Origin of the sequence: Gemmata sp. (assembly GCF_051859125.1) — a bacterium.
Taxonomy (GTDB): Bacteria; Planctomycetota; Planctomycetia; order Gemmatales; family Gemmataceae; genus Gemmata.
In genome coordinates this window covers 87,825-114,822 of record NZ_JBHYGG010000001.1, presented here as the reverse complement: position 1 = coordinate 114,822, position 26,998 = coordinate 87,825, and the positions used below count along the sequence as shown (strand labels likewise).

At 71.9% G+C, this 26,998-nt stretch carries 19 protein-coding genes; 10 read left to right on the top strand and 9 right to left on the bottom strand.

All coding sequences use genetic code 11. The features are described from left to right. Positions 1-11: 11 nt before the first annotated feature. The gene (locus ACTIGN_RS00355) at positions 12-1,430 is read left to right on the top strand and encodes an HlyD family secretion protein (RefSeq protein ID WP_439620339.1); all 1,419 of its coding nucleotides are present in this window, start codon (positions 12-14) and stop codon (positions 1,428-1,430) included. Continuing rightward, the gene (locus ACTIGN_RS00350) at positions 1,427-2,983 is read left to right on the top strand and encodes an MFS transporter (protein ID WP_439620337.1); all 1,557 of its coding nucleotides are present in this window, start codon (positions 1,427-1,429) and stop codon (positions 2,981-2,983) included. The genes ACTIGN_RS00355 and ACTIGN_RS00350 overlap by 4 nt, the downstream gene beginning before the upstream one ends. Here the strand turns inward: ACTIGN_RS00350 and ACTIGN_RS00345 are convergent. The 4 genes from ACTIGN_RS00345 to ACTIGN_RS00330 all read right to left on the bottom strand — a co-directional run bounded on the left by ACTIGN_RS00345 (position 2,939) and on the right by ACTIGN_RS00330 (position 9,006). Further along, positions 2,939-4,525 (bottom strand): TolC family protein, encoded by a 1,587-nt coding sequence (locus ACTIGN_RS00345; RefSeq protein ID WP_439620336.1) that lies wholly within the window; start codon positions 4,523-4,525, stop codon positions 2,939-2,941. The genes ACTIGN_RS00350 and ACTIGN_RS00345 overlap by 45 nt on opposite strands. A 202-nt stretch (positions 4,526-4,727) precedes the next feature. Beyond that, positions 4,728-5,144: a hypothetical protein gene (locus ACTIGN_RS00340; protein ID WP_439620335.1), complete on the bottom strand. Its 417-nt coding sequence runs from the start codon at positions 5,142-5,144 to the stop codon at positions 4,728-4,730. Between the two features lie 2 nt (positions 5,145-5,146). Next, entirely contained in the window at positions 5,147-6,196 is a 1,050-nt protein-coding gene (locus tag ACTIGN_RS00335) for a DUF1559 family PulG-like putative transporter (RefSeq protein WP_439620334.1), read from the bottom strand. A gap of 107 nt (positions 6,197-6,303) precedes the next feature. After that, positions 6,304-9,006 (bottom strand): sigma-70 family RNA polymerase sigma factor, encoded by a 2,703-nt coding sequence (locus tag ACTIGN_RS00330; protein ID WP_439620332.1) that lies wholly within the window; start codon positions 9,004-9,006, stop codon positions 6,304-6,306. 223 nt (positions 9,007-9,229) lie between these two features. Here ACTIGN_RS00330 and ACTIGN_RS00325 point away from each other — a divergent pair, with 223 nt between their 5' ends. Then, a complete protein-coding gene (locus tag ACTIGN_RS00325) occupies positions 9,230-9,811 on the top strand; it encodes a DJ-1/PfpI family protein (RefSeq protein WP_439620331.1) in 582 nt (193 codons plus the stop codon). Between the two features lie 21 nt (positions 9,812-9,832). On the opposite strand, the gene ACTIGN_RS00320 is transcribed toward ACTIGN_RS00325, so the two are convergent. Continuing rightward, positions 9,833-10,309, bottom strand: a complete 477-nt coding sequence (locus ACTIGN_RS00320; RefSeq protein ID WP_439620330.1) for a hypothetical protein — start codon at positions 10,307-10,309, stop codon at positions 9,833-9,835. 249 nt (positions 10,310-10,558) lie between these two features. Here ACTIGN_RS00320 and ACTIGN_RS00315 point away from each other — a divergent pair, with 249 nt between their 5' ends. The 7 genes from ACTIGN_RS00315 to ACTIGN_RS00285 all read left to right on the top strand — a co-directional run bounded on the left by ACTIGN_RS00315 (position 10,559) and on the right by ACTIGN_RS00285 (position 19,539). Continuing rightward, a complete protein-coding gene (locus tag ACTIGN_RS00315) occupies positions 10,559-11,398 on the top strand; it encodes a copper homeostasis protein CutC (protein ID WP_439620328.1) in 840 nt (279 codons plus the stop codon). Positions 11,399-11,410: 12 nt separating this feature from the next. Further along, positions 11,411-12,703, top strand: coding sequence for a serine/threonine-protein kinase (locus ACTIGN_RS00310; protein ID WP_439620327.1), 1,293 nt, complete (start codon positions 11,411-11,413; stop codon positions 12,701-12,703). A gap of 24 nt (positions 12,704-12,727) precedes the next feature. Further along, entirely contained in the window at positions 12,728-13,297 is a 570-nt protein-coding gene (locus ACTIGN_RS00305) for a GNAT family N-acetyltransferase (RefSeq protein ID WP_439620325.1), read from the top strand. Between the two features lie 66 nt (positions 13,298-13,363). Continuing rightward, entirely contained in the window at positions 13,364-14,599 is a 1,236-nt protein-coding gene (locus ACTIGN_RS00300; RefSeq protein WP_439620323.1) for a M16 family metallopeptidase, read from the top strand. Positions 14,600-14,602: 3 nt separating this feature from the next. After that, positions 14,603-14,740, top strand: coding sequence for a hypothetical protein (locus ACTIGN_RS00295; protein ID WP_439620321.1), 138 nt, complete (start codon positions 14,603-14,605; stop codon positions 14,738-14,740). A gap of 355 nt (positions 14,741-15,095) precedes the next feature. Next, the gene (locus ACTIGN_RS00290) at positions 15,096-16,349 is read left to right on the top strand and encodes a M16 family metallopeptidase (protein ID WP_439620319.1); all 1,254 of its coding nucleotides are present in this window, start codon (positions 15,096-15,098) and stop codon (positions 16,347-16,349) included. A 433-nt stretch (positions 16,350-16,782) separates the two neighbouring features. Continuing rightward, a complete protein-coding gene (locus tag ACTIGN_RS00285) occupies positions 16,783-19,539 on the top strand; it encodes a hypothetical protein (protein WP_439620318.1) in 2,757 nt (918 codons plus the stop codon). 61 nt (positions 19,540-19,600) lie between these two features. On the opposite strand, the gene ACTIGN_RS00280 is transcribed toward ACTIGN_RS00285, so the two are convergent. The 4 genes from ACTIGN_RS00280 to ACTIGN_RS00265 all read right to left on the bottom strand — a co-directional run bounded on the left by ACTIGN_RS00280 (position 19,601) and on the right by ACTIGN_RS00265 (position 26,969). Next, positions 19,601-23,089 carry a pyruvate carboxylase gene (locus ACTIGN_RS00280; protein ID WP_439620316.1) on the bottom strand — a complete coding sequence of 1,163 codons (3,489 nt, stop codon included), beginning with the start codon at positions 23,087-23,089 and terminating at the stop codon, positions 19,601-19,603. 108 nt (positions 23,090-23,197) lie between these two features. Further along, positions 23,198-24,187, bottom strand: coding sequence for a DUF1573 domain-containing protein (locus tag ACTIGN_RS00275; protein ID WP_439620314.1), 990 nt, complete (start codon positions 24,185-24,187; stop codon positions 23,198-23,200). Between the two features lie 174 nt (positions 24,188-24,361). Beyond that, entirely contained in the window at positions 24,362-25,264 is a 903-nt protein-coding gene (locus ACTIGN_RS00270) for a ComF family protein (RefSeq protein ID WP_439620313.1), read from the bottom strand. Between the two features lie 31 nt (positions 25,265-25,295). Then, complete coding sequence (locus ACTIGN_RS00265) at positions 25,296-26,969, bottom strand: sensor histidine kinase (protein ID WP_439620311.1); 1,674 nt, start codon at positions 26,967-26,969, stop codon at positions 25,296-25,298. Between the last annotated feature and the right edge of the window lie 29 nt (positions 26,970-26,998).

Genomic DNA, 26,998 nt, shown 5'->3' with positions numbered 1-26,998 from the left:
CGTGACAGCCCATGAGCAGCCCCAGCGGAACCGCCGGCAGTCCGGACGTCCCGGCCCCCCAGCCGTCGCCGGCTCCGCCCCCGCCCGACGGCTCGCGCCGCGGCGGGTGGGCGCGCATCGTCGTGTGGGCGAGTGGCCTCGCGGCGGCCGCCGTCGGCCTCGCCCTGCCGTTCTCGTACTGGGGCTACCGGTTCACCACCTCGATGACGAACGACGCCTTCGTGGAGAGCCGCATCGTCCAGCTCGCCCCGCAGACGGCCGGCCTCCTCGTGCGCGTCCACGTCGAGGAGCACGACCGCGTGTCGGCGGGACAGGTGATCGCCGAGATCGACCCGACGCCGCGCCAGCGTGAACTCGACCTGGCCCGGTCGAAGGTCGCTGTCGCCGAGGAAAACGTGCGGTACGCCGAGGCCGCCCTGGACCGGTTGGAACAGGAGTACCCGCGACGGGTGGCCTCGGCCGAGCAGGACCTGGCCGTCGCCAAGTCGCTCCAGTCCGAGGCCCGGACCCGCCTGGAGGTCACCCGCACGCGAACCGACAAGGGGGTGAAGGAGGCCGAGGCGAACGTGGACGCGGCGAAGGCCGTGCTGGTCAAGGCGAAGGAAGACAACGACCGGTACCAGAAGCTGTACGAGGAGAAGTCGGTCCCGCAGACCCGGGCCGAGGACGCGGCGCGGTCGTTCGGGACGGCGAAGGCCGAGTACGCGGCCACACTCGCCCGGCTCGACACGGCCCGGGCCGAGCTCGGCCAGACCCGGATCGCCGACCGCGAAGTCGACGCCAACCAGCAGACCGTTGAGAAAGTGGTCCAGGCGCTCGAGCTGGCGAAGCTCGGCCGGCTCCAGATCGACGAACTGAAGGTCCAGGTCGCGACCCGCAAGGCCGAACTCGAGGAGGCCCGGCGGGCGGTCCAGACCGCGCTCACCCAGTTGCAGTACTGCCGGGTGATCGCCCCGTTCGACTGCGTCGTGGCGAAGCGGTACCGCAGCCCCGGGGACAACGCCCCGGCCGGCTCGCCGGTGGTGAGCGTGTACAACCCGCGGCTCATCTACGTCACCGCACACATGGAAGAGGACCGGCTGGAGGGGATCGCGCCGGGCAACCACACGACCCTGTGGATCGACCGGTTCAGCGGCCGGTTCAGCGGCAGGGTGGTGTGGGTCGGGGAGTCGTCCGGGGCGAACTTCGCGCTGATCCCGCGGGACGTGAGCACCGGCGAGTTCACCAAGGTGCCGCAGCGGGTGCCGGTGCGGATCGCGCTCGACCCGGACGACCGGATGCCGCGCGTCGTGCCCGGCCTCTCGGTCACGGTCGCGGTCTCGCACACCCCCGGCGACTCGGAGTGGGCCGCGAAGGAGGCGGCCGCGCAGCGGGCGCTGGCCGCGGAGGGGCTGAGCCCGGTCGTGCCGGTCCCGGAGGGCACGAAGTGACCCCGGCCCCCCTGCCCCCGCTCACCGCCCGGGAGCGGGTGGCCGCCGCGTGCGGGTTCGCCGCCGCCCTGCTCTACGGCGTCCACAGCACGCTGCCCGACCTGCCGGGGCCGTTCGAGGTCGTGAACCTCGGGTCGGACCGGTACCGGTTCCAGTGGGTGTCGGGTGCGGCGAGCATCGGCTCGATCGTGGGCATGTCGGTGCTGCCCTGGCTCCGCGCCCGGGTCGGGCTGTGGCAGTGCTACCTCGGCGGGCTGTGGCTGTACGCCGCCGGCGGCCTGGCCGGGGTGTGGGTCCGGGAGGACACGGTCCTCGCGGCCACCACCGCGGTCGCGGCGGTCGGCACCGGCCTGGTGATCACGACCGTCCTGTCGATCCTGTGGGCCGAGTTCCCCGACCGCCGCGACTGGGCCATCGGGCTGTACGTCGGGGGGCTGTACCTGGGCCGGATCGTCGCGCCGAGCGTGAGCGCGGCCCTGGTCGACGAGCCGTCGTGGCGGAGCGCGGTGGCCGCGCCCGCGGCGGCCGCCGGGCTGGTGCTGGTCGGGGCGTTCGAGTCGCACCACGCCGACGCCCCGCGGGGCACCCGCGACCCGTTCGACTTCCCGGGCCTGGCGCTGCTCGTGGCCTGGGTGACGTGCCTGTTCATCGGCCTCAGCCGGTTCCACCTGTGGGAGTGGGACACGTCCGATGATGCGGCCGTGGTGTACGCAGTGGGGGCCATCGCACTCGTCGGGTTCTTCGCCCGCCAGCTCACCGCCGCGCACCCGCTGTTCGACCTGGCGCTGCTGCGGAACCACCGGTTCGCCCTCGCCGTGGTCATCAAGGCGCTGGCCGACGCCACCGTCATCACGGTCCTCCTGGCGGTCACCCGGTACATGGTGGGGGACCGGGGCTACCCGCGCGCGACGGCCGGGATGGTGCTGCTCCCGTGCGTCCCGGGGATGCTCCTCGCGCTCGCACTGACCGCCCGGGTCGGCACCCGCGACAACCGCAAGTTGCGGCTCGTGGTCGGGATGTTCGGGCTCGCGGTCTGCACCTGGCAACTCGGCCGCATCGACCTGTTCACGGACAAGTGGTGGCTCGCGGGCGTTCTCGCGGTGTGGGCCGGGTGCGCCGGACTGGCCGGGTCGCCGGTCATCTGTCTGAACTTCGACGGGCTGACCCCGAAGCAGGTGGCGGCGTCGGCGAGCATCAAGAACGTGATGCGCGTGGTGCCCACCATGGTGGGCGTCGGGGTGCTGGCGATCGCGATGGACGCCCGGACCGACGCCATCCTCGATGTCGAGCGGCAAACGGTCGAATCGAACCGCCCCCCGATTGCGGACGTGACGGCCCGGATCGAGCAGCAGATCGGGCCGTACAGCGCGATCCCCGCGGACCTCCCCGAACAGGCCGGCACCGTCGTCAGCGGGTGGGCGCGGGCGAACGCGCGGGTGTGGGCGACCCAGGCCGTCATCCAGTGGTTCGCCGTGATCGCGGGCGCGGGCGCGGTGCTGAGCCTGTTCCTACGGCCCCTTCCCGCCGACGCCCCCGGCCCCCTTCGGGGGTAGCACCGGCCGCGGTGGGGGCAGCGCGTCTGGGTCGGCCGTTCGCAGCAGTGCGGACAGCGGAACCCCGGTCGCAAACTCCATTTGGGCGAGTGCAATCAGGTACGCATACCGCGCGTCGTTCGCGTTCTGCTCGGCCCGGGTGAGGGCGGTCTGCGCGTCCACCACGTCGGTCGGCTTGGCGTCGCCGCGGGCGTACCGGGCCTGGACCAGCCGCAGGGTCTCGCGGGCCTGCTCGACCGCCTTGCGGGTCTGCGCGATCCGCTCCCGGGCGTCCTCGATGTTCGCGAACGCGACGTGGACCTCGAACGCGATCGTGTCGCACACCTGCTGGGCCTCGGCCGCCGCGGCCCGCACGTCGGACTCGGCGGCGAGCACCGCCCCGACCCGCCGGCCCCCCGCGAACAGGTCCCACGTCATGAAGATCCCCGCGTTGAGCACCGTCGCGTTCTGCACGGCCACCCCCTCGACCAGCGAGCCGGTCACCCGCGTGCCGAACGTCGGCAGGTAGTCGGCCCGGGTGGCATCGACCCCGCGGGACGCGACCTGGATCGCCTTCTGAACCACAACGAACTCGGGCCGGTTCCGCACGGCGAGGTCGAGGCACTGTTCCAGTTCGAGGTCGAACACCGGCGGGGGCCGCCGCCCGGCCGCGGGCGAGCCCGGGTGTTCAATCGGCAGCGCGTCCTCGGTGACGCGGGTGGGGTAGCCAACAGTGATCCCGATCGCCCGGTTCAGCGCCGCGTGGGTGACACTCACGGCGCTGCGGGCGGAGGTCAGTGCCTGGCGGGCGTCGGCCACCTGCACTTCGGCGCGCAGCACGTCCTCGCGGGTCAGCACCCCCTGCTTCTCCAGGTTCACCGCGTCCTTGAGAACCGCCTCGGCCCGCCCCACGGTCCGCTCGGCGATCTCACGGGCGGCGAACGTCTCGAGCAACTCGGCGTACCGGGCGCTCACGTCGAAGACGACCGACTGCCGCGCCCGCTCGGTCTGGAGCCGGGCGACGTCCCACCGCAGCACCGACTGGTCGTGCCGCGCCAGCCGCTTGCCGAACTGGAACACGGTGTGCCGCAGCTCCAGGTCCAGCACCTCGAAGTCCTGGGCCCCGGGCCCGTACCCCCGCACCGGGAGCTGCGCGAACCGGCGGCCCGGCTTGATGCCGGTGAACCCGGTGCGGGACGTGACGACGTCGAACTCGTGCCGGAAGCCGAGGGACGGGAGGAACTCGGCGAACACGATCCGCTCGTCGGCGGCCGCCCGGTTGACCGTCTCGCGGACCCGGTTCAGTTGCGGGTTGACCCGCTCGGCGAGCGCCTTCGCCTCGTCGAGCGTGATCGGCTCCGGCCCGGGGAGGGTGGGTGCGGGCGGCCCCTGGGGTTCGGCCGGCTTCGGTGGCGCGGGCAACACCGGCGGATCGGCCGGCACGGGCGCGTACGCGGTGACCCGCCCGGCGAGCGCGTCCGCTCCGACCGGAGCCGAGGACCGGACGCACCCGGCCCCGGCGACGGCGATCAGCAGCGGGATGAGCCGGCTGGTCTGGGACATCGCTCCGCACCGGGGTCCGTCCCGCGGCACTCTCTCCGGATGGCTACGACAACACACCTTGGGGTTGAGTCCGAATAACGCGGGCGGGCCGACCGATCAAGGGCAACGGCGCACCTCTCCGAGCGGGGCTGTTGGGGCGACTCCCCTCGACCGCACTCGCGTCTGAGGACCGCCCTCCCCCGCAGTGCGAGCGTGCCCGGCGTTATTTCGTGGTCAGCTCGAAATCGGCGGCCGTGTTCCCGGCGGCCGGAACCTCGAAAGTCACGTCGGACTTGGCGTGGTAGCGATCCGGGATCCGCTCGTTGACCTTCGGCGGGAGGTTGTCGTCCGGCAACATCACCGGCGGCGCGGTGAACACGCGGACCCGGTGCACGCCGACGACCGCGCCCGGGCGGTCGCTCCCGACCTCGCGGAGCTCGTACCGCCCCCGGGCGTCAGTCACCGCGGTCGACCCGAGCGCGCCGCGGTGGCTGGCGACCGGTTCGAACTGGACCACGGCCCCTTCGAACGGTCGACCGTCGAGGGTGACCGTGCCGGTCACCGGGGCGAAGTTCTCGGTGCCGCACCCGGCGGACGCCGCGGCGGCGGCGAGCAGGAGGCTGCGAATCGGTCCGCGCATCACTACTCCTCGTTCGAGATGTCGCCCCCGGCGATGGTGGCCATCGCCTGGAACGCGGTCTGGGAGATGCCCTGGTTGACGTACCGTACCGACCCGTCGCACATCGCGGCGTTGAACCCCTGCGGGTGCGCGCTCGCCCAGCCGCGGTAGCACGGCAGGTTCCCGCCTGCACCGGTCACGCTCGTGCAAGCCGCGCCGCCCTCTCCGTACAGGAACGTGCGGCTCTGGCCGCTGGCCGCTGAGAGCGAGTAGCCGGGGTACGCGTAGCCCCAGTGGGTCGATCGGCCAGCCCCCAGTCCCCCCCCGCCCGGCGGGAGGTAAAACTCCCCCAGCGCCATGCTGTTCGACGTGCCGTTGGACATCGCCGAAAACGGCTCCGGGGACAGTTTCGTGGTGGCCCCGGTGACGTGCAGAGCCCCGCGGTAGTCGGCGGGCATCACGTCGAGAGGGGACAAGAAGTCCTTCCGTGCGCCGTCGAAGAAAGCGCTGCCGTCGTTCGAAGAGCGGCCGCTCATCCCTCGGTACGAGCCGCGCCCGAGCGCGGCGGACGCCGTGCCTGGGGAGGCGGGGGTTTTGGCAGGACCCGCGGTCGGGAAGCCCGTCGTCCCCTTAAGCACGTCGAGAGGGCACGAGTACAGTTCAATGGTGCGTCGGACCACCTGGAAGTTGTTGCGCGGTGGGCTGCCGCTCGTCGAGTTCCGGGTGTTTAGTTCGTCGTAGTTGTACTGGGAATGAACCGCGTCCTGCTCGACGTGGGGCAGCAGGTAAATCGACCACGCTCCGTAGTACGTCGCGTCGGCCGTGGACCCCGTGTTGACGTACGCGGCACCGACCACGTTGCCGGGCGGAAAGGTTCCCCGCGCGGACTCGTAGTTGTGCAGGGCAAGCGCGATCTGCTTGAGGTTGTTCTGGCACTTCAGCCGTGCCGCGGCCTCGCGCACTTTTTGGACGGCCGGGAGCAGCAGGGCGATCAGCACGGCGATGATGGCGACGACGACCAGCAGTTCGACCAGTGTAAACGCGCGGTCGCGGCGGGAACTCGGCTCTCGCATGACCAGACTCTCCAGGGAAGAACTGTGTGACGACGCGCCGCGGCGCGGCGAGCCCCGACCCGGGAGAGGAGGTCTACGAGCGTTGGTGTTGCGGCCCCCCGGCCGCATCAGTCCGTTGAAAAAACGGGCAGGACGGCCTTGAGGCGGTCCGGCCTCGCCCGCGCCTCGGGCGGGATGAGGACGTAGCAAATCGCGTCGCCGGCGGTGAACTTGGCCCGGTACGATACCCCGGGGATCAGCCGCCCGAACGCGACGCGCCCGTCGGCCCCGGTCACCTGCGGCTCGCCCGGGTCGTCCGCCCACCACCGTGCCGAGGTCAGTTCGCCGACCGCGGGGACCCCGGCCGGCGCGTCGGCCGGCCAGAGCACGGTCGTCACCTCGGCCCGGCACCCCGCGACCGGCCGGCCGAGGGGGTCGGTCAGTTCCACCTCGACCCCTTCACAAGCGGAGAGTTGGACGGTCACCGGCCCGGCAGTGGGACCGTCCGGTTGCCTGAGGCGGGTGGCTGCACCGAGTTTTCCCTCGGCGTCCATCACCTGAACCGCGTACCACCTTCCGGGCTGGCACCCGTGAACGGCGAACTGCCCGCCCCTGACCGACACGGGGACGCGGAAGTCCCGCGCACCGACGAGGTGGCGCACGAACGCCCGCCCGTCCCCGACCGCCTTGCCGTCGGGGCCGACCGCCCGGCACTCAATGGTCACTCCGGGGTACAGACGCACGCTGAGTTCCTCCCCGCCCCCGCGGGCGGGGACCGCGGCGTGGGCGAAGACGCGGTGGCCCGTGGGCGCCCCCCCTTCCAACCGGCCGGCGTCGAGTTCGACCGAGGCGAACGTCGGGTCCTGAGCGGCCACCAACAGCGTGCCCTCAACCGCCGGCGCGGGGAGCGCGAACCGGCCGTCCTCGCCGCACACGCGGTGGGCCCGCGTCCCGCTCACCACCCGCACGCCGGCGCGCTCCGGGGGCCGGCCGGGGACGAACCAGACCTTCGCACGGGGCGCGGGCTTCCCCGCCGCATCCACGACCTGTCCGCGGACCGGCGCGGCCCGCGGCAACCGCAACTCCACCGGGTCGCCCGCGCCGGACGACGGCACGTCCGATTCCACCGACAGGTACTCCTCCGCGTCGGCGGGCACCGCGCGGACGGTCCAGCGGCCCCCCGTGGGGGCGGCCGCCTCGAACCGCCCGTCCGCACCGGCGGCCACGCACCGCACGACCGGGAACGGGTCGGCCGCCGATACGACCGACACGAGAACCTGGGCCCCCGGGTCCGGCGCGCCGGTGTCGGCCCGGAGGACGAGCCCCGACAGGCGGCGCACGGGCGACAGGGTGATGGTCATTCCGCTGGGGGCCCCGGGCGGCACGTCCACGGCTCGAACGCCACGCGTCGGGTGGACGACCCACAACCGCCCGCCGACGGCGGGGTCGAACCCGGCCAGGGTGAAGGACCCGTCCGCGGCCGTTGCCGCCCCCCGCGGCCACACGTCGGGGGGGAGCGGTTCCCCAACGGGGTCGTTGAAGACGCCGCCGAACCGGGAGACCTGGACGGCCGCGCCCGCGGCCGGGACCCCGCCCGCGTCGACCACCGTACCTGACAGCGCCGCGCCGGCCGAGACCCGAACGATGGAGTGCCCCCCCGCGGCCGGGGCCACGCCCAGCGCCTTGCCCTCGCGGTCGGCGGCCATGACCCGGACGGTGTGGCTCAGGACCGTGGCCGCACTAGTGGGCGGAACCGCCACGCGGAAGCTCCCGTCCTCGCCGGCCGCGGCGCGACCGACCAGTTCGTCCCGGACGCCGACGCCGAACCGCTCCCACCGCCGGGCGAACACCCGCACCTGGGCACCGGGCACGGCCCGATCGGCCGCGTCCACGACGCGGCCGGTGATCTCGAGCGACGGGGACCCGGCCGCGGGGAGGTCCGCCCGCGCCACCGCGGGGGCGGGTTGCACGGGCACCGGCCGGACCGGCTCCGGGCCGGCCGGGTCGCGAACGAGCGCGAGCCCGACGCCGACACCCAGTAGTACGACCGCGACCGCGACCACGGCCCGGTGGCCGTACAGCCCGCCGGACAGGGCGAGCAGTCGGGTGGGGACGCCGGCAAGTTGCCCGGCCCGGATCGCCACCGCCAACCGCACCAACTCGCCCGCCGCGGCCGGCGGGACCGCGGCGGCGGGCGCTGCCGACCCGCAACCGGCGATCGCCGCCCCGGCCGGGACGCACAGCCCGCGCCGCGTCAGTCGGTCGCGGAGCAGCTCCTCGGCGTACTGGAGGCGCCGCCAGATCGTGGCCACCGACAGGCCGAGTTCGGCCGCCGCGTCCGCGAGTGGCCGGTCGAGGAGCCGGCACAGGACGACCGGCTGTCGGTACTTCTCGGGGAGCCGGTCCAGTTCCTCGTCGAGGACGGCGCGAACGTCGTCGCCCGCGGGGGTGGCGGGCGCGGCCTCGTGCCGGGCGCACGCCTGCTCCCGTTGGACGCGCCGGCGGGACTGATCCTTGAGCCGCCAGGCCACGCGGACCGCCGTCTTGTGCAGCCACCCGGCGAGCGCGCCCTGCCTGCGGATCGTGCCGGCGTGGCGCACGAGCGCAATGAACGTGGCCTGGAACGCGTCCTCGGCGTCCTGCTCGGACGGGAGGGCGCGCCGGCACGCGCGGTAGACCATGGAGCCGTACCGCCGGAGCAGGGCCTCGAACGCCACGGGGTCGCCGGCCGAGGCGAACCGGCCGAGCAGGACGCCGTCGTCGTCCTCGGCGCGGTACGCCTCGCCGTGGCGGCGGATCTGCCTCAGGATGGCTTCCCAACGGTTGCTCATGCGGTTACCCGTCCCTCTGCACATCAAGAGACACCCGCCACCCGTCTTTTCCACATTTCTGATTTGAGGGGCGCGAGCCGCTGGGCGGTCACTGCTCGTCGGGCCGCAATCGGGTGGGGTCTCGGTCGCACTTCGGCGCTCGGAATTCGGGAATTGTGCCGCGACACCGCCCCACGGTCGCGAGTACACTTCCCCTCATCTCACCCCTCGACCCGAGGTTGCCGTGGCCCAGCACAAGGTGCTCATCATCGTCGGCGACGCGACGGAGACGGTCGACACGCTCTACCCGTACTACCGGCTCCAGGAGGCGGGCCTGGCCCCGGTCGTCGCGGGGCCGGAGAAGAAGCGCTACAACATGGTGATGCACGAGGTCAAACCCGGGTGGCACATCACCCGCGAGTGGGAGGGGTACACCATCGAGGCCGATATCGCGTTCAAGGACGTGCGGCCCGAGGAGTACCTGGGCATCTTCTTCTCCGGCGGCCGCGCCCCCGAGTACATCCGGGACGACGAGGACCTGATCCGCATCACCCGCTACTTCTTCGAGCACGACCGGCCGATCGCGAGCGTGTGCCACGGGGTCGAGATCCCGGCGCGCGCCGGGTGCGTGAAGGGCCGCCGCATGGCGACCGTCGCCAAGTGCAAGTTCGACCTCGAGGTCTGCGGGGGCCACTACGTCGACGCGGCGTGCGTCGTGGACCGGAACCTGGTCAGCGGCCGGACCTTCCACGACCACGGCCACTACATGGGAGACTGGATGAAGTTGCTCGACGCCGAGCGTCAGCGGAGGGACGGCCGGGCCTAGCGGCCGGGACACAGCGGTGCGTCACTTTGCGCTGGGGCTACGAGTGGTTTTCGCTTCGACCTCGCCCGCGAGGCCCGAGATGGTGCCCGCGAGTGCGGGGAGCCGGTCCTGGTAGAGCCGGCGGGCCGCGGCGGCGTCCTTGGTGTCGGTCGCGGCCACCTGGAGCCGCCCGTCCTCGAACGCGGCGCGGATGCGCCGCAACCGGTCCGCGGTCTCGCCGCCCGGGTCGGTGCCCGCGGGGGCGGGCGGGACCTGTGCCAGCAGTTCCGTGATCCGATCCGCCCGCCGCCGCACCTCGTCGGGGCCGGGCGAGAGCGTGAGCAACTTGGCCCCCGACCGCGCCTCTTCGAGGTAGGCCGCGACCCGATCGTGATAGGCGCGCGCCGCGGCATCGTCCGTCGGGGCCGCGACCTTCACGTCGGGCAGGGACGGCGCGCGGCCCCGGTCGCACGCGGACAACAGGAACGCGCCACTCGCCAGCAGGATGAGACCACGCACGCGGCACCTGGGAACTCGGTGTCGGGCCGGCACCAGAAGTCGGTGATCGGCCCCGTCACGTCGATTGTACCCCGGAGGTCGCGGCCAAAGCAGTGGGCTGTGGCCGCGACTTTGGTGCCGGGCCGGGCCGCAAGATCGAGCGGGCCGTAGAACGTCCTTGACAGTGGTCCGCGACCGTCCGACAGTGAAGCTCCCAAACCCGAGCGAACTTGCGCAATTCGGGACCGCGCCGCCAACGGACCCACGGACATGAACCGCCACTCGCCGGTGCCGGACGAAGCCGACAGCGGCCCGCACCCCAAACCGCGGTTCGTTCTCGAGGTGTGCTGCGAGTCGCTGTCGGACGTTGTTTCGGCGGAAGCGGGCGGGGCCGACCGGATCGAACTCTGCTCGGCGCTCGACCTCGGCGGCCTGACGCCGTCGCTCGGCCTCCTCCTCGCGGCGCAGGCGGCCACTCAACTCCCGATCTGGGTGATGGTCCGGCCCCGCGGCGGCGACTTCGTGTACGCGCCCGACGAAGTCGCGGTGATGGCCCGCGACGTCGAGCTGTGCCGCGGCACCCACCCGGCCGGGTACGTGTTCGGCGCGCTCCACCCGGACGGGACCATCGACCGCGACGCCTGCCGCAAGCTCCTCGACCTGTGCGGCCCGACGCCCGCAGTCTTCCACCGCGCGTTCGACCGCACCCCGGTGCTCTCGGACGCGCTCGCGGCGGTGAGCGAGCTGGGGTTCCGCCGCGTCCTCACCAGCGGCCGCGAGGACACCGCCGCCGCGGGCGCGAGCGCGATCAAGCGCGTGCGCGACCGGGCCGCGGGTCGGGTCGAGGTGCTCCCGTGCGGGCAGGTGCGGGCCGAGAACGTCGAGCACCTGCTCGCCGCGACGGGCTGCGACCAGGTCCACGGGTCGTTCACGGAAGTCGTGCCGCTCGGCGACGCGGACGGGCACAGCGGGTACGGGCCGCGGATGCGGGTGAGCCGCGAGCAGGTCGCGGCGGCCCGGTACGAACTCGACCGCCTCGCGGGGTTCGCCCCGCCCCGGGGCCGGCCGCCCCGCACGGTGCGGCCGGGAGGCGTTCCCCCGGGCGGGTGATATCATCTCACCATGACCACGACCGCAGACGTGTCGCGGGACAAGTTCCTGGAACTGGCGGCACGGAGCCGACTCATCGACGCGGAGCCGCTGCGGAGGGCCGCGGCCCGCACCCCCGCCGCGCCGGCCCGCGAGGTCGCCGACGCCCTCGTCCGCACCGGCGACCTCACCCACTTCCAGGCCGAGAAGCTCCTCCACGGGCACTGGCAGGGGCTCGCGCTCGGGCCGTACCACATCCTCGCCCCGCTCGGCCGCGGCGGCATGGGCACCGTGTACCTGGCCCGCGACACCCGGCTCGCCGAGGAACTCGGGGACGAGGTGCTCGTCGCGCTCAAGGTGCTCCCGCCGAGGGTCGCGCGGGCCGAGCCGCGGATGCTGGCCCGGTTCCGCCGCGAGATCGAACTCGGCCAGCGGGTCAACCACCCGCACGTCGTCCGCACGTTCACGGGGGGCGAGGCCGACGGGGTCCACTACCTCGCGATGGAGTACGTTCCCGGGAAGACCGTCGGGCAGATCGTGCTGGGCGACGGCCGGCTCTCGGTGGGGGACGCCGCCCGGTGGTTCGCCGACGTCGCCGCGGGCCTCGCGGGGGTCCACGAATCGGGCCTCGTCCACCGCGACGTGAAGCCCGGCAACGTCATCCTCACGCAGGACGGGCGCGCGAAGCTCCTCGACCTGGGGTTCGCGTACCGGCCCGGCGAGCCGCTCCCCGACGACCCGACCATCGTCGGCGGCGCGGGGTACATCGTCGGCACGATGAACTTCATCTCGCCCGAGCAGGCCCGCGACGCGACCGCGGCCCGGCCCGCCTCCGACCTGTACTCGCTCGGGTGCTCGATCTACTACGCGCTGACCGGCACGCCTCCCTTCCCCGGCGGCACGGCAAGGGACAAGATCCGCCGGCAGCTCACGATGAAGCCGACGCCGATCACGGACCTGAACCCCGAGGTGCCCGCCGCGTTCGTCCGCGTCGTCGAGCGGCTGATGGCGAAGAACCCCGCCGACCGCCCCCCGACCGGGGCCGCCGCGCGCGAGCTGCTCGTCCCGTTCGCGCTCCCCCCGAAGCGGTTGGCCCACCTGACGGCGCACACCGCGATCGAGGCCGTCGATTCGCCCGAGGCCCACCCCGAACTGTGGACCGACGATTCCGGGGAAGCCGCGGACCGCCCCGGGCCAGGGCCGCCGGACGCGCTGTCTCTTTCCGAGGTCGCGGACACCGGGCGGTCGTCCTGGCTCCTGGGATTTGGGATAATGACCGTGCTGGTCGTGCTCGCCGCCCTGTACAGCCAGTTGCGTCGTCTCTGATCCCCCGTCGGAAGCGTCCCGGCCATGCGACAGGTGAAGTACGTCAAGCGGCACCGGATGGAACTCGACCTGCGGCACCCGCGGCCGCCGGCCGAGGTGCCCCCCGGGTACTTCTGGCTGCCGTGGAACCCCCAGCTCCTCGACGCGCACGCGCGGGTGCTCGCAGCGTGCTTCGCGGGCGAGACCGACGCGGAGGTGTTCCCGTGCCTCGCGACCCTCCAGGGGTGCCGCGACCTGATGGCCGCGATCACGGGCCGGCCCGGGTTCTGCCCCGCGGCGACGTGGCTGGTCGCGACCCCGGACTGCCCCGTGGGGACCGTTCAGGGGCTCCTCGACGAGAGCGGGTACGGCGGGGTGCAGAACCTCGGCGTGGTCGCCGACGCGCGCGGGGCCGGGCTCGGCCGGGCGCTCCTGCTCAGGTGCCTGGAGGGGTTCGCGGCCGCCGGGGTGGGGCGGGCGTTCCTGGAGGTCACGGCCGCGAACGCCCCCGCCGTGCGCGTGTACCGCCGCCTCGGGTTCCGGTCGTACAAGACCATCTACCGCGAGGTCGCGGTGCGGCCGCCGGTGCCGGATCACGTCGGGGTTGGGGTTTAACGCGGCCGGTCCGTAGAATCCCAGAGCCCACTCGCCGAGTCGCAGTGGGACTGCACGGAGGGCGACGTGGGACAACAGGTCTTCCAGCACACCCTGTCGAACGGCCTGGTGCTGCTCGCCGAGCGCATGGAGCACGTCCGCTCGGCCGCCATCAACTTCCTCGTGCCCGCCGGCTGCGCGAACGACCCGGACGGCCAGTTCGGCGTCGGCTCGGTCCTCGCCGACCTCATCACCCGCGGGGCCGGCGACCGCGACAGCCGCGAACTCTCGCTCGCCCTCGACGGCCTCGGCGTGGACCGCGACGAGAGCGTCGGCGTCTACAACATGCGGTTCTGGGGCTCGACCCTCGCCCGGAACGTCCCCGCCGCGCTCACCATCTACGCCGACGTGCTCCGCCGCCCGCACCTGCCCGCCGATGAGCTGGAACCGGTCCAGTCCCTCGCCGTCCAGGACATCGAGGCGCTCGAGGACGCGCCGCAGGCCAAGGTGATGCTCGAGCTGCGGAAGCGGTACTACCCGCCGCCCCTGAACAAGGACCGCCGCGGGACCATCGAGGACGTCGAGGCGCTGACCATCGGAGCGGTCAAGGTGCACCACGCCCGGCTGTTCCGGCCCAACGGCACGATCCTCTCGGTCGCCGGGAACGTCGAGTGGGAGCGGCTGAAGGCGCAAGTCGAGGAGCTGTTCGGCGACTGGAAGCCGGGCGCCGACCCGGACCTCGCGCCCACCGAGCGGACCCCCGAGTCGGGGCACATTCCCAAGGAAACGGCCCAGACACACATCGCGATCGCCTACCCGAGTGTCCCCGTCACGCACCCGGACTACTACGCCGCACGGGCGGCCGACGGCGTGCTCTCCGGCGGCATGAGCGCCCGGCTGTTCACCGAGGTCCGCGAGAAGCGCGGCCTGTGCTACTCGGTCGGCGTCCGCCACGAGACGTTCAAGGACCGCGGCACCATCATCGGGTACGCCGGCACCGGGGCCGACCGCGCGCAGCAGACGCTCGACGTGACCATGGCCGAGTTGCGCAAGCTCAAGGACGGCGTGAGCGACGACGAGATCCTGCGCGTGAAGGCCGGGCTCAAGTCGTCGCTCATCATGCAGGAGGAATCGACCTCGTCCCGGGCCGGGTCGATCGCCTCGGACTGGTACCACCTGGGCCGCGTGCGGTCGTTCGACGAGGTGCAGGCCGCCATCGACGGCCTCACCGCCGGGATGGTGGTCGACCACCTCGCGCGGTTCCCGGTCCGCGGCACCACCCTCGTGACGATCGGCCCCGCCCCGCTCACCATGCCGGAGTGACGCATGCCGACCCTCAAGCGCTCGGTCGCCCGCGAGCCGGACGAGCGGCTCGCCCCGCTCGTGTTCGTGTACCTCGCCGGCGTCGTCGCGACCTTCTTCGCGCTCCTGGCGTGGGTGTACTGGTTCCGCGGCTACGCCTGATACCGAAGCAAGAACCCAGCGGAAGCACCCTGCGAATCGGTGGCGGAATGCGGTTGCGTGTCTGGTGAGTGAGTGAGCGTGGAGCCCCTCACCCGCCGCGAAGCGCGGCGACCTCTCCCCGTAGGAACGGGGCGAGGTGGGGCTCTCCGGGCTCCTCACCAGCGATTGAGTAGGATCAGCCCTGGAGAGGGACCGATCACCCCACCTCGCCCCGTTCCTACGGGGCGAGGTCGCCGCTCGGCTTTGCGAGCGGCGGGTGAGGGGCAACCACCTCAACGGGTCTCCAGACACGCTGGCCGTTCTGACGCCGGTTCCGAGCGACCGTCCCAATCATCCGTTCGAAGTCGAGGCACCGATGCCGTTCCACCACACGCGCCTGCCCAACGGGCTGACCATCATCGGCGAAACCAGCCCGTCGGCCCGGTCCGTCGCCCTCGGGTACTTCGTCCGCACGGGCTCCCGCGACGAGACCCCCGAGGAGGCCGGGGTGTCGCACTTCCTCGAACACATGATGTTCAAGGGGACCCCGCGGCGCACCGCCGAGCAGGTGAACCTCGACTTCGACCGGATCGGGTCCAGCCCGAACGCGTACACGAGCGAGGAGAACACCGTCTACTACGCGGCCGGGCTCCCCGAGTACCTGCCCCAGATGCTCGACATCCTCTCGGACATCCTCCGGCCGAGCCTCCGGGACGACGACTTCGACACAGAGAAGAAGGTCATCCTCGAAGAGATCAAGATGTACGACGACCAGCCGGGGTCGGTGGCCGGCGAGAACGCCCGCCGCATCTACTACGGCGGCCACCCGCTCGGCAACAGCGTCCTGGGCACGCTCGGCAGCGTCGGGGCGCTGACCCGCGACCAGATGCACGCCTACTTCACCCGGCGGTACGCGGCGAACAACATCATCCTGTCCGTCGCCGGGAACTACGACTGGGACCAGATGGTCGCGCAGGCGGCGGCCGCGTGCTCGGGGTGGAACACGGCCGAGGTGGGCCGCACGCACCGCACCGAGTGCAACGGCGTCGGCGGGCTGCATGTGCTGACGCGGCCGAAGGTGCAACAGGAGTACGTCCTGTTCCTGGCGGGCGGGCCGCCGGCCGACTCGAAGATGCGGTACGCGGCCGACACGATGGCCCTCGCCGTCGGCGACGACACCGGGAGCCACCTGTACTGGGCGCTCATCGACCCGGGGCTCGCGGACTCGGCCGACTGCAGCTTCTACGAGAACGACGGCAGCGGCGTCGTGTACGCCTCGTTCACGAGCGAACTCGAGCACGCCGAGCGGAACATGGAGATCGTCCGCAAGGTGCTCGCGAACGTGCAGAAGAACGGGCTGACGGCCGAAGAGTTGAAGCTCGCCAAGAGCAAGATCACCTCCCGCTGGGTCCGCGGGAGCGAGCGGCCGATGGGCCGGATGAACGCCATCGCGTCGATGTGGGCGTACACCGGCGAGTACCGCGACGTGGACACCGAACTGGCCAACTACGACGCGGTCACGCTCGACGACGTCCGGGCGTACCTCGACAAGTACCCCGTCGACCGGCTCACTACCGTCGCGTTCGGCCCCGGGGCGAAGGTCGCGGGCGTCGAGGGCCAGGTGGTCTGATTCCGACTCGCCCGGACGGCAATGCGGTCCGGGCGGACCACATCCGATCGCGTTACGGACGTCATTCTCACGTCAATTTGTCTGGACTCCGGCGGTTTCGCGAGGCAAGAACCGCCTCACGCAACTCGTTACGCCGTAACGCGCTGTGAATTCTAATACAAATTTGTCCGCCTGAATGTGGTTGATTCGGCGAAAGTGTGAGTTCATCGGCGAGGGGTGGCGCGGTCGCGCCGATGAACTGAGAAGCCACTGCGGCGACCCCGGACGCGCCGGTAACCCTTCTGCTGCGACCGGTCCCACCGCACTTCTTGGCACCGGTCGCGCCACCCGCCCCTCGCCGACCGCCGGCACATATTTCCCGCGCCCGACTTGGAAAGTCCGCGCCGCGGCGCGACGATGAAGAGACGAGCCGCGCCTGTCCACGGACGCACCCATGACGCACACCCGCCTCGCCGCCGCACTCCTGGCCGCCGCCCTCGGCCCCGTCTGGTCGCAGGCGGCCGACGCGCCGCGGGTCCAGGAGCCGCCGCGGCCGGAGAAGCTGGACGTCCAGATCCGGTACCGCATCCGGGCCGACCGCGACGAGCGGGTGCGCCAGTTCCGCGGGATGGAGAAGCACCTCGCGGCCCTGGGGTTCGAGGACGCCCGGAAGGACGACCCGGACCGCGAGCTCGACGTCCTCGACCCGAACGCGGAGCGGCTCACCGGCACCATCGCGTCGGCCAAAGTGCTGTCGCTCCTCGACGACCCGCGCGTCCAGCAGATCCTCTTCGCGCCGGCCGGGTACGCGTACCCCGAGGACCGGAACAAGGGCGTGCCCGTGCGAGTGATCCTCCGCGGCGACCTGATCCCGACGGTCCAGCAAGTGCTGCACCTCCAGGTGCTCCAACAACTGGAAAAGCTCGGGTTCCGCGAGGCACTTGGCTACGACACCCGGGGGTACAAGCAGCTCAAGGGCACGATCCCGCTCAAGTACCTCGACCGGCTCATCAAGGACCTGCGGACCGAGCCGGCCGGGTGGTTCGTGACCGACACGCCCCCGGACCGGCTCCCGCGCCCGTTCGCGGACCGGCTCCCGGTCCGGTGGGTCGAGGTGATGCCGGCCGCGGAGTTGCCGCCGCCTTTCGCGCCCGAGGTCGCCCCGCCGGGACGGGCCAAGATGACCCCGGACCTGCGGGCGGCCCTCGCCGATGCCGCACTGAAGGAGACCCCGACCCGCGTCATCGTGCTGTTCGCGGAGCCGGTGGACGACCGGCTCGATCAGCTCCGGGGGCGGCTCGCGAGCGCGTACTCGCCGACCGTGAAGCGCGACGCCGACGGCAACCAGCTAAAGGGCACGGACGGGTTGCCGCTCCTGACCGAGGGGGCCGCGCTCGACGGGGCCGCGGGCAACCTCGCCAGCATCCGGTTCGACCGGCCGGCCGACGTCGAGCGGTTCGCACAAGAGGCCGACGTGCTCTCGGTGCGGCTCCCGCGGCAGGCGAGCGAGACCAGCACCCCGATCGTTGCGGGCGGCAGGCCCGCGAGCGCCGCCGACGTCGTGAAGGCGTCCGGGGTCGCGGGGCTGCACCGGCTCGGGTACACCGGCGGCGGGGTCAAGGTGGTCGTCGTCGGGTCGGACTTCACCGGGGCCGAGAAGCTCATCGGCACCGGGCTCCCCAAGAAGACCCGCGTCCTCGACCTGACGGCCGAGCTGAACCCCGAGATCCTGCCCTCGCCGGCGGACCCGAACCGGGCCGGAATGGGAACCGCGGCCGCGGTCGCGCTGGCCGTGGCCGCGCCGGACGCCGAACTCGTGCTGGTGCGGATCGACCCGGGCGCGATCTTCCAGTTGTTCGGCGTCCTGAAGGTCATCCGGAAGGAGGCGACGTACTCCGACGCGCTCCGCTCGCGGCTCGCGGACATCTCGAACAAGACGGTCGAGTTGACCCGCCGCAAGGAACTCGTTCTGAACGAGTACCGGCTCGCGTTCGACGACCTCGCCGACGACGAGCCGACCAGGGCCCGCCGGGTGCGGGCCAAGGCGGCGCTCGACGCCGTCCTCGCCGACCAGGTGCGGCTCACGCAGCGGATCGACCGGTTCAACGCGCTCCAGAAGAACGTCCTGTCGGCGCTGCTCGGGACGCGGGTGATCGTCAACACGCTGGAGTGGGAGAGCGGGTACCCGCTCGACGCGCTGAGCCAGTTGAGCCGGGAGCTCGAGCAGATGGCGGTTCCGCTGCCGCCGCAGATCGCGAGGCGCGCCGGCGACCCGCGGGCCGCTCCCCTGCCGCCGATCGTGTGGGTGCAGGCCGCGAGCGCCGCCGGCGGGACCGTGTGGGGCGGCCCGTTCCTGGACCTGAACAGCGACGCCTCGATGGAGTTCGCCCCGGCGGCGCAGCCGCTGCCGCCCATGAACTGGTCAGCCGACATGAACTTCCTCGGCTTCGAGGGGCCGACCGGCGAGACCGCCGCGGACCTCCCGGCCGGGGCCAGGGTCCGCGTCACGATGCAGTGGCGCGAGCCGACCGACCCGAACTTCCCGGGCGTGGACCGGCCGGCGTACCCGGTCGTGCTGCGGATGTTCCGGCAACTCGACCCCAGGGGCGAGAAGCTCCCGAGCGACGAGATGGCCGAGGAGGCGCGCTCGGCGGGCGGCCCGTACCCGCTCCTGTTCACCCGAACCTACGTGGTCTTCGAGCAGATCATGGAGTTCACGGTCAAGGAGCCCGGCCGGTACGCGCTGGTCGTGGCCAAGGGGTACGAGCCCGAGGCCCTCCTGCCGGGGCTCAAGCGGAGCGTCGAGGTGAACCCGCGGATCGTCGTCGAAACGCTCTCCGCGAAGCCGGGCGAGGGGCGGGCCGTGTTCCGGTCCTACGTCTCGCCCGAGGCCGGGGTCGGCATCCCCGGCGACTCGCTGGGCGCGACGACGATTGGCGTGCCGGTCAAGGGCGAGCTGTACGGTGGCGGCCCGGGGCTGGCGCTCCGCGGCAAGCCGGACCTGTTCGGCCCGGAATCGGTGGCGGTCGCCGGCCCCGCGGTTCGCGGGCCGGGACTGGCGACGGGCTTCGTCGGGGGCGTCGCAGTGGGGCTGGTCCAGGCCGGAGCGGCGGGTGCGAACCCGTTCAAGTCGGCCGGGTTCGAGCCGGGGAAGATGGCGGTCGTGCCCGAGAACTTCTTGAAGATTCTGAGGCCCGTCCCCAAGCCGTGAGACTCGCTGTTGCCGAGCCACGGGGTTGAACCCGTGGCTCGTAACGCTCGACCGGTCCCGGTCACTCGAGCCGGATCACGAGGTCGCCGCCCTCGACCTGCGTGCCGGGGCGCACGAGCACCTCGGCGACCTTCCCGGCCCGCTCGGCGTACAGCGTCGTCTCCATCTTCATCGCTTCGAGCGCGAGGAGCTTCTGCCCCGCGGTCACCTCGTCGCCGGCCGCCACCGACACCCCCACGATCGACCCGGGCATCGGCGCGGCGACGTGCTTCGCGTTCCCGCTCTCGGCCTTCGGCCGCGCCTTCACCGCCGTCGCGTCGAGCGAGCGGTCGGTGACGAACACCTCGCGGGGCTGGCCGTTCAACTCGAAGTACACGACCCGCCGGCCGTCGGGCTGGGCCTCGCCCACCGTGAGGAACTTGATGATGAGCGTCTTCCCGGGCTCGATGTCGAGGCTCACCTCCTCGCCCGGTTGCATCCCGTAGAAGAACACCGGCGTCGGCAGCACGCTCAGGTCGGAGAACTTGGCCTGCGCCTCGGCGAACTCGACGAACACCTTCGGGTACAGCAGGTACGAGTTCACCTCCTGCTCGCTCACCGGGCGGCCGAGCTTCGCTTCGAGGTCGGCACGCGCCTTGCCGAAGTCGGCGGGCGGGAGCGTCGCACCGGGGCGGTCGGTGAGCGGCGTGCGGCCGCGGAGGATCTTCGCCTGGAGCGCCGGGGGGAACCCGCCCGGGGGCTGGCCGAGCTTGCCCTCGAAGAACTCGACTACCGACTCGGGGAACGCGATCTCGCGCTTCGGGTCGAGCACCTGCTCCGGCGTCAGGTTGTTGGCGATCATGAACAGCGTCATGTCGCCGACGACCTTCGACGTGGGCGTCACCTTCACGATGTCGCCGAACAGCTTGTTGACCGCGGCGTACATCCGGCCCACTTCCGGCCACCGGTCGCCGACGCCGAGCGACTGCGCCTGCTGGTACAGGTTCGCGTACTGGCCGCCGGGCATCTCGTGCAGGTACACCTCGGCCGAACTGGCGAGCTGCCCCGTCTCGAACGGGGCGTAGTACTTCCGCACGCCGTCCCAGTAGTTGGCGGTGCCCTGGAGCGCGTCGAAGGCGAGGCCGGTGTCGCGGTCGGAGAACCGCAGCGCCTCGGCGAGCGCGTTGAGGCTCGGCTGGGCCGTCACGCCGGCGAGCGGCGCGAACGCGCAGTCCACGATGTTCACCCCCTCCTCGGCCGCCATGAGGTACGACGCGAGTTGCCCGCCGGCGCTGTCGTGCGTGTGGAAGTGGATCGGCACGCCGACCTCCTCGCGGAGCGTCTTGACGAGCTTCCTCGCGGCGAGCGGCTTCAGGAGCCCGGCCATGTCCTTGATCGCGAGGAAGTGCGTGCCGGCCCGCTCCAGCTCCTTCGCGAGGTTCACGAAGTACGTTAGCGTGTACTTGTCGCGCTTCGGGTCGAGGATGTCGCCGGTGTAGCAGATCGCGGCCTCGCAGATGGCGCTCGTCTTCAGCACGGCGTCGATGCCGAGGCGGATGTTCGGGAGCCAGTTGTTCGCGTCGAAGATGCGGAAGACGTCCATGCCGGCCTCGGCCGAGAGCCGCACGAACTCGTACACGACGTTGTCCGGGTAGTTCGTGTACCCGACGGCGCTGGCGGCCCGCACCAGCATCTGGAACAGCACGTTCGGCACGCGCTCGCGGAGCTTCGCGAGCCGGTCCCACGGCGACTCCTTGAGGAACCGCATGGCGGTGTCGAACGTCGCCCCGCCCCACATTTCGAGGGAGAACAGGTCGGCGTGGTGGGTCGCGTACCGGTCCGCGATCGCGAGCATGTCGGCCGTCCGCATCCGCGTCGCGAACAGCGACTGGTGCGCGTCGCGCATCGTCGTGTCGGTGATGAGCAGCCGCTTCTGCTCGCGGACCCAGCCGGCGAACCTGGTCGCGCCGAGTTCCTTGAACGTGTCGCGGGTGCCCCGCGGCTTCGCCGCCGGGGGCGTCGAGGAGTGGGGAACTGCGGGGACCGCGGCGATCCGAGCGGTCCTGTCTCCTTGTCTCCTTGTCTCCTTGTCCCCCCCGCGGATCTCCGGGTGCCCGTTAACGACCACGTCGGCGATGTACGCGAGGAGCTTGCTGGCCCGGTCGCGGCGGCCCTGGAACTGGAACAGTTGCGGGGTCTCGTCGAGGAACCGGGTGGTGACGTCGCCGGCCAGGAACTGCGGGTGCTTGATGAGGTTCAGCAGGAACGGGATGTTCGTCTTCACGCCGCGGACGCGGAACTCTTGCAGGCACCGCTCCATCCGCCGGGCCGCGTCCTCGAACCGCAGCCCCGACGCGCTGACCTTCACGAGCAGCGAGTCGTAGAAGGGGGTAATGACCGCGCCGGGGTTCGCGGTGCCGGCGTCGAGGCGGATGCCGGGGCCGCCGCTCGACCGGTACGCGCTGAGCCGCCCGTAGTCGGGGACGAACCCGTTCGCCGGGTCCTCGGTGGTCACGCGGCACTGGATCGAGAACCCGCGGGCCGTGATGTCGGACTGCCGGAGGCCGACGTCCGGGTCGTCGAGGCGGTAGCCCCCGGCGATCATGATCTGCGAGCGGACGATGTCGAACCCGGTGATCTGCTCCGTCACCGTGTGCTCGACCTGGATCCGCGGGTTCACCTCGATGAAGTAGAACCGCTTCGCGTCGGTGTCGTACAGGAACTCGACGGTGCTGGCGTTGTCGATCCCGCACGCGCGGCCGACGCTCAGGGCCGCGTCGAGGATGCCCCGGCGCACGTCGTCGGGGAGGTTCGGGGCCGGGGCGAGTTCCACGACCTTCTGGTGCCGCCGCTGGATCGAGCAGTCCCGCTCGAACAGGTGGACGAGCCCGCCGTGCCGGTCCCCGATGAGCTGCACCTCGATGTGCTTGGCCCGCTGGACGAACTTCTCCAGGAACACGTCCGATACGCCGAACGCGGTGCCGGCCTCGCGGCGGGCCGAGTCGATGCTCTCCTCGAGCTTGTCGGCCGCGTGGACGACCCGCATCCCGCGGCCGCCGCCGCCCATCGACGCCTTGATGATGACCGGGTAGCCGAGCCGCGCGGCGAGGTCCCTGGCGTCGTCGATCGACGCGACGGGGCGGTCGCCGCCGGAGAGCACGGGCACGTTCGCCTTCTGGGCGATGGCGCGTGCCGTCACCTTGTCGCCGAGTTGCTCCAGCACCTCCGGCCGCGGGCCGACGAACTGGATGCCGGCCTCCGCACAGGCGCGTGCGAACGTCGCGTTCTCGGAGAGGAACCCGTAGCCCGGGTGGATCGCGTCGACGCCCACCGACTTCGCCAGCGCGACGATCCCGGGCACGTCGAGGTAGGCCCGGATCGGCTCGCCCGGGTTGCCGACGCGGTACGCCTCGTCGGCCTTGAACCGGTGCAGCGCGAACCGGTCCTCGTGCGAGTAGATCGCGACGGTCCGGATGCCGAGTTCGTGGGCCGAGCGGAACACGCGGATGGCGATTTCGCTGCGGTTGGCGACGAGCAGCTTTTTGAACCGTGGGAGAGGTTCGGTCGGCATGGGTCGGCGTGCCTTCAGTGGGGGGATCGCCGGTGTGATACGGAATGGAAATGAAAAGGCCCACCCGTTGAAACGGGCGGGCTTTGGAGTGGGATCAGCGGCCCCGGGTCACTTCGCGACGACCTTCGCGGTCACCGGGATGACGAGCTTCGGCTGGTCCTTGTCGTCGGTCACGATCTCGACCATCCGGGTGAACCCGCCGGTCGCCTTCGGGTTGGCCGCGACGACGATCGTGTGGACCTCGCTGGCCCCGGTCTTCTCGACGGTGACCTTGAGCTGCTCGTCGGCCCCCTTGACCTCCAGGATCTTGAACGGCTTGCCGCTCTTGAGGGTGATCTTCTTCTCCGTCTCGACGCCCATGGGCAGGCTGCCGAACGCGGCGGTCTCCGGGGAGACCGCGACGGACGGGGCCGCCACGGTGACGGTCACCGGGACGCGGAGCTTGCCGACCGCGGCGTTCGAGGTCGTCAGGTGGATGTCCGAGACCCAGTTCCCGGCCGGGCAGTTCGGGTCGAGGACCGCGGTCACGTCGTAGGTCACCATGCTCCCGTTGCGGCCCTCTTCCTTGAACTCGGCCTTCACGAACCCGCCGGTGCTGGTCGCCGCGGTGACCTTCCAGTTCGGGTCGCTCATGAACGTGACCTTCGTGGACGCCCTCGCACCGGCGCCCGCCTTCACGCTGCCGAACGCGATCACGTCGGGCGACATCATCAGGTCGTCGCGGGTGACGGTCTGCACGCGGAGAACGACTTCCTCCTGCGTCGGGGACAGGAACGGGACGTACACGAGGACCGACTTGGTGACGTTGGGGACCGGGATGCGGCGGGTGTCCATGTGGGCGATGACCGCGGCGGTCTCGCCCGGGGCCACGGTCGCCTTGCTCACGGACGCGGCGGTGCACCCGCACGACACCCGCGGGTTGCCGAGCGTCAGGGTCTGCTGGGTGTTGTTCGTGAACCGGAAGTAGTGGACCAGGACGGTGCCCTTCGGGGACACGCCGAAGTCCGCGACCTTCTCGGTGAACAGGTCGGTGGGTCCGGCCAGGGCCGGTGCGGCCCCGGCGGCAAGGACAATAATTGCAAGCACAAGGTGTTTCATCGCCACGTTCCCCCAGTATCTCGGCCGGTGCCTCGTTCCCCCGAACGCCGCACCGGCATTACCCCATTCGTATCAGACGCAACCGCCCCACATCAGCAAATCGCCCGGTTCACCTGTACAACGTTTGGCCCTGTCCCGTTCCGTCAGGCACGACCGGACCAGTCCCCACTACCCTCACCGTCGGGCAAGGGTGGCAACCACAACGGTCGCTGCCCCTGCGGACTTTAAGGTTCGCGCGGCCTCGCTCGCGGTGCTGCCCGTCGTCATGACGTCGTCCACGAGCAGGACACCCTTCCCGGCGATGCTTGCGCCCCGCCTCACGCGAAACGCCCCCTTCACATTCTCCCGGCGTGCCGTTGCGGTCGGTTGTGCCCGTTGGGGCGTGTTCCGGACCCGCACGAGCGCTGACTTTGCAAACGCTATGCCCAACCCGAGCGCCAGCCCCCGTCCGATCGCTTCGGCCTGGTTGTACCCCCTCGTGAACCGCCGGCTCCAGTGGAGCGGCACCGGAACGACAACGTCGAACCCCCGGTTGCTCAGATTGCTGCGCTGCGCTTCCCAGAAGACGCCGCCCATCTGCTCGGCGAGCCCCTCGCCCGCCATCGACTTCATTCGCAGGACCGCGTCCCGCAACCGCCCGTCGTACGGGCCGAGCCGCACGGCCGCGTCGAAGCCGAAGGAAGAACCGCGACACGCCGCACAACCGATACTCGTGTCGGTGTGCGGTCCCACGGTCATCGCACAGAACGGACACGCCGGGTGCGGGTCGGTTGTGACGGCCCGGTGGCAGGCGGCGCACAGGTTGTGCCGGAACTCACCGCCCGTGCCGTCGGCTCGATCGGTCTCGCACACGCCGCACCGGTTCGGGAACACGAGTTCCACAACGCCACGGGCCAGTGCCCGGAGCCCCGTACCCACCATACCACACTCACGGAGAGACGTTGTGACGATCACCACCCTGAGGCTAGCCGCGGCGGCCGGGGCCCACAAGCAGTGAACGCTCGCGATTTTTCCAACGGTAGCCCCCATCACCCGCGAGACGATTGCCCACCTGCTGCAGATTGCCCGCTTTACCACTTCTGTGCGAGTCGGTAGGCTCGCGTGACGTTTACGCGGAGCGGAGGGTGAGGACGTCGGGCTCGTCGGCGCGGCGCACCGTGAGCGTGAACCGGGTGGGGCCGTTGGGCGGCGTGTCGTGCCGCAGTTCCCCCCCGTTCTGTCGGAGGAACTGCCAGGCGGTGGAGAGCCCGAGACCGCACCCGCGCCCGGCCGAGCGGCCCGAGAAGAACGGGTCGAAGGCGTGCGCCGCGACCTCGGGCGTCAGGCCCGGTCCGCTGTCCTCGACGCGGATGAGCGCGGACGCGCCGTCTTCCTCTGCTTCGCACGCCAGCCGGACCCAGCCGCCGCCGGCTGCTTCGACGGCGTTGCGGGCCACGGCGGTCAGGGCGTGGCGCAACTGGACCGGGTCGCCGTCGAGTTGAACCTGGGCCGACCGCGCGTCGACGTCGAGGCGGACGTTCCGCTCGGCCGCGAGGGGCGCGACGTTCGCGCGGACGCCGTCGAACAGTTCCCCGACCGTGACCGGCCGCCGCTCGGGCCGGCCCGGCCGCGCGAACTGCATCAGGTCCCGGAGGATGCCGGAGATGCGCTGCGTCTGGCGGACGACCGACCGGAGCACGTCGCCGCGCTCGGGGTCCGGCTCGGTCCGCAGCAGCCGCTGCGCGTTGGTCGAGATGATCGCGAGCGGGTTGTTGATCTCGTGCCCGGCCCCGGCGGCGAGTTCCGCGAGCGCCACGAGCTTCGCCTCGCGGAGCCGGTCGCCCACCTGGTCGCCGAGGTCGGCCGCGACGCCGTGCAGGTGATCGACCCGCTCCTCGAGCCGGGCGACGAGGGCGGGGCCGTTCCGGCGGCGGCTCTCGGCCGCGAGCTTGAGCAGGTTGGGGAGCAGCGGGACGGTGTGCGGGTCGGCCGGGAGGTTGGACGCCGGCACCGCGGGCGGCGCGGCCGGCAGGGTCGCCAGCACCTGGCGGAGCACGTGGTCGTCGAGCCGCAGGTGGTCGAGCAGTTCGGTGCGGTCGGCCCCGCGGGTGAGTCCGAGCCCGGCCCCCTGCCCCTCGGCCTCGAGGACCGCGAGTTGAACGATGGCGAACACGTCGCAGTGCGAGACGAGGTGGGCGGCCACCCGGAGCGGGAGCGTCAGGCACCCGACCGTGGTGGCGAGCCACAGAGGGAGCCGCCAGCGGGCGGCGAGGCGGCGGGTGATCGAAGCGTGGTCGAGGCCCCAGAGGTCGGCCTGGACCTCGGCGGGGCGCTCGGCGAACCCGGGGTCGCGGAGCACTTCGGCCGCGTCAAAGGGGTCGACGGCCGAGACCGCGTACCACCCGAGCGGGGCGAGGCGGGCGGCCGCGGCGACCGCCGATTCGGGCGCGACCCGGGTGACCTGGGCGAGCCGGGCCGCGATCCGGGCCGCCCGGTCGGCCACCTGGGCGACGCGGGCCTGAGCGGAACAGGTCGGGGGGATCACCCCCCCGGGGCACGCGGCCAGGTAGGCGGCCGCGGTGTCGGGCAGCGAGGCGGCGAGGGCCGCGCCCGGGGCGAGGTCGAACGGGGCCGGGTCGGTCGCGTACTGCGCGAAGCGGAACAGAAAGAGCGCCAGTCCCGGGTCGGCGGCCGACAAGCCGGGCACGGTCGCCGGCGCGTCGGCGAGTGCGATCAGACTGTCGGTGTTCGGGCACAGCCACGGCAGTTCCACCGCGGCCCGGCCCACTGCCTTCCGTGGCACGGGCAACTCCTTCGATTGCGGACTGCGGG

Excerpts from the sequence above, each read along its gene's own strand:
- ACTIGN_RS00295 (WP_439620321.1), top strand. The coding sequence starts at position 14,603 with ATGCCGACCCTCAAGCGCTCGGTCGCCCGCGAGCCGGACGAGCGGCTC.
- ACTIGN_RS00335 (WP_439620334.1), bottom strand. The coding sequence starts at position 6,196 with ATGCGAGAGCCGAGTTCCCGCCGCGACCGCGCGTTTACACTGGTCGAA.
- ACTIGN_RS00285 (WP_439620318.1), top strand. The coding sequence starts at position 16,783 with ATGACGCACACCCGCCTCGCCGCCGCACTCCTGGCCGCCGCCCTCGGC.
- ACTIGN_RS00310 (WP_439620327.1), top strand. The coding sequence starts at position 11,411 with ATGACCACGACCGCAGACGTGTCGCGGGACAAGTTCCTGGAACTGGCG.
- ACTIGN_RS00330 (WP_439620332.1), bottom strand. The coding sequence starts at position 9,006 with ATGAGCAACCGTTGGGAAGCCATCCTGAGGCAGATCCGCCGCCACGGC.
- ACTIGN_RS00275 (WP_439620314.1), bottom strand. The coding sequence starts at position 24,187 with ATGAAACACCTTGTGCTTGCAATTATTGTCCTTGCCGCCGGGGCCGCA.
- ACTIGN_RS00345 (WP_439620336.1), bottom strand. The coding sequence starts at position 4,525 with ATGTCCCAGACCAGCCGGCTCATCCCGCTGCTGATCGCCGTCGCCGGG.
- ACTIGN_RS00305 (WP_439620325.1), top strand. The coding sequence starts at position 12,728 with ATGCGACAGGTGAAGTACGTCAAGCGGCACCGGATGGAACTCGACCTG.
- ACTIGN_RS00290 (WP_439620319.1), top strand. The coding sequence starts at position 15,096 with ATGCCGTTCCACCACACGCGCCTGCCCAACGGGCTGACCATCATCGGC.
- ACTIGN_RS00280 (WP_439620316.1), bottom strand. The coding sequence starts at position 23,089 with ATGCCGACCGAACCTCTCCCACGGTTCAAAAAGCTGCTCGTCGCCAAC.
- ACTIGN_RS00340 (WP_439620335.1), bottom strand. The coding sequence starts at position 5,144 with ATGCGCGGACCGATTCGCAGCCTCCTGCTCGCCGCCGCCGCGGCGTCC.
- ACTIGN_RS00355 (WP_439620339.1), top strand. The coding sequence starts at position 12 with ATGAGCAGCCCCAGCGGAACCGCCGGCAGTCCGGACGTCCCGGCCCCC.
- ACTIGN_RS00315 (WP_439620328.1), top strand. The coding sequence starts at position 10,559 with ATGAACCGCCACTCGCCGGTGCCGGACGAAGCCGACAGCGGCCCGCAC.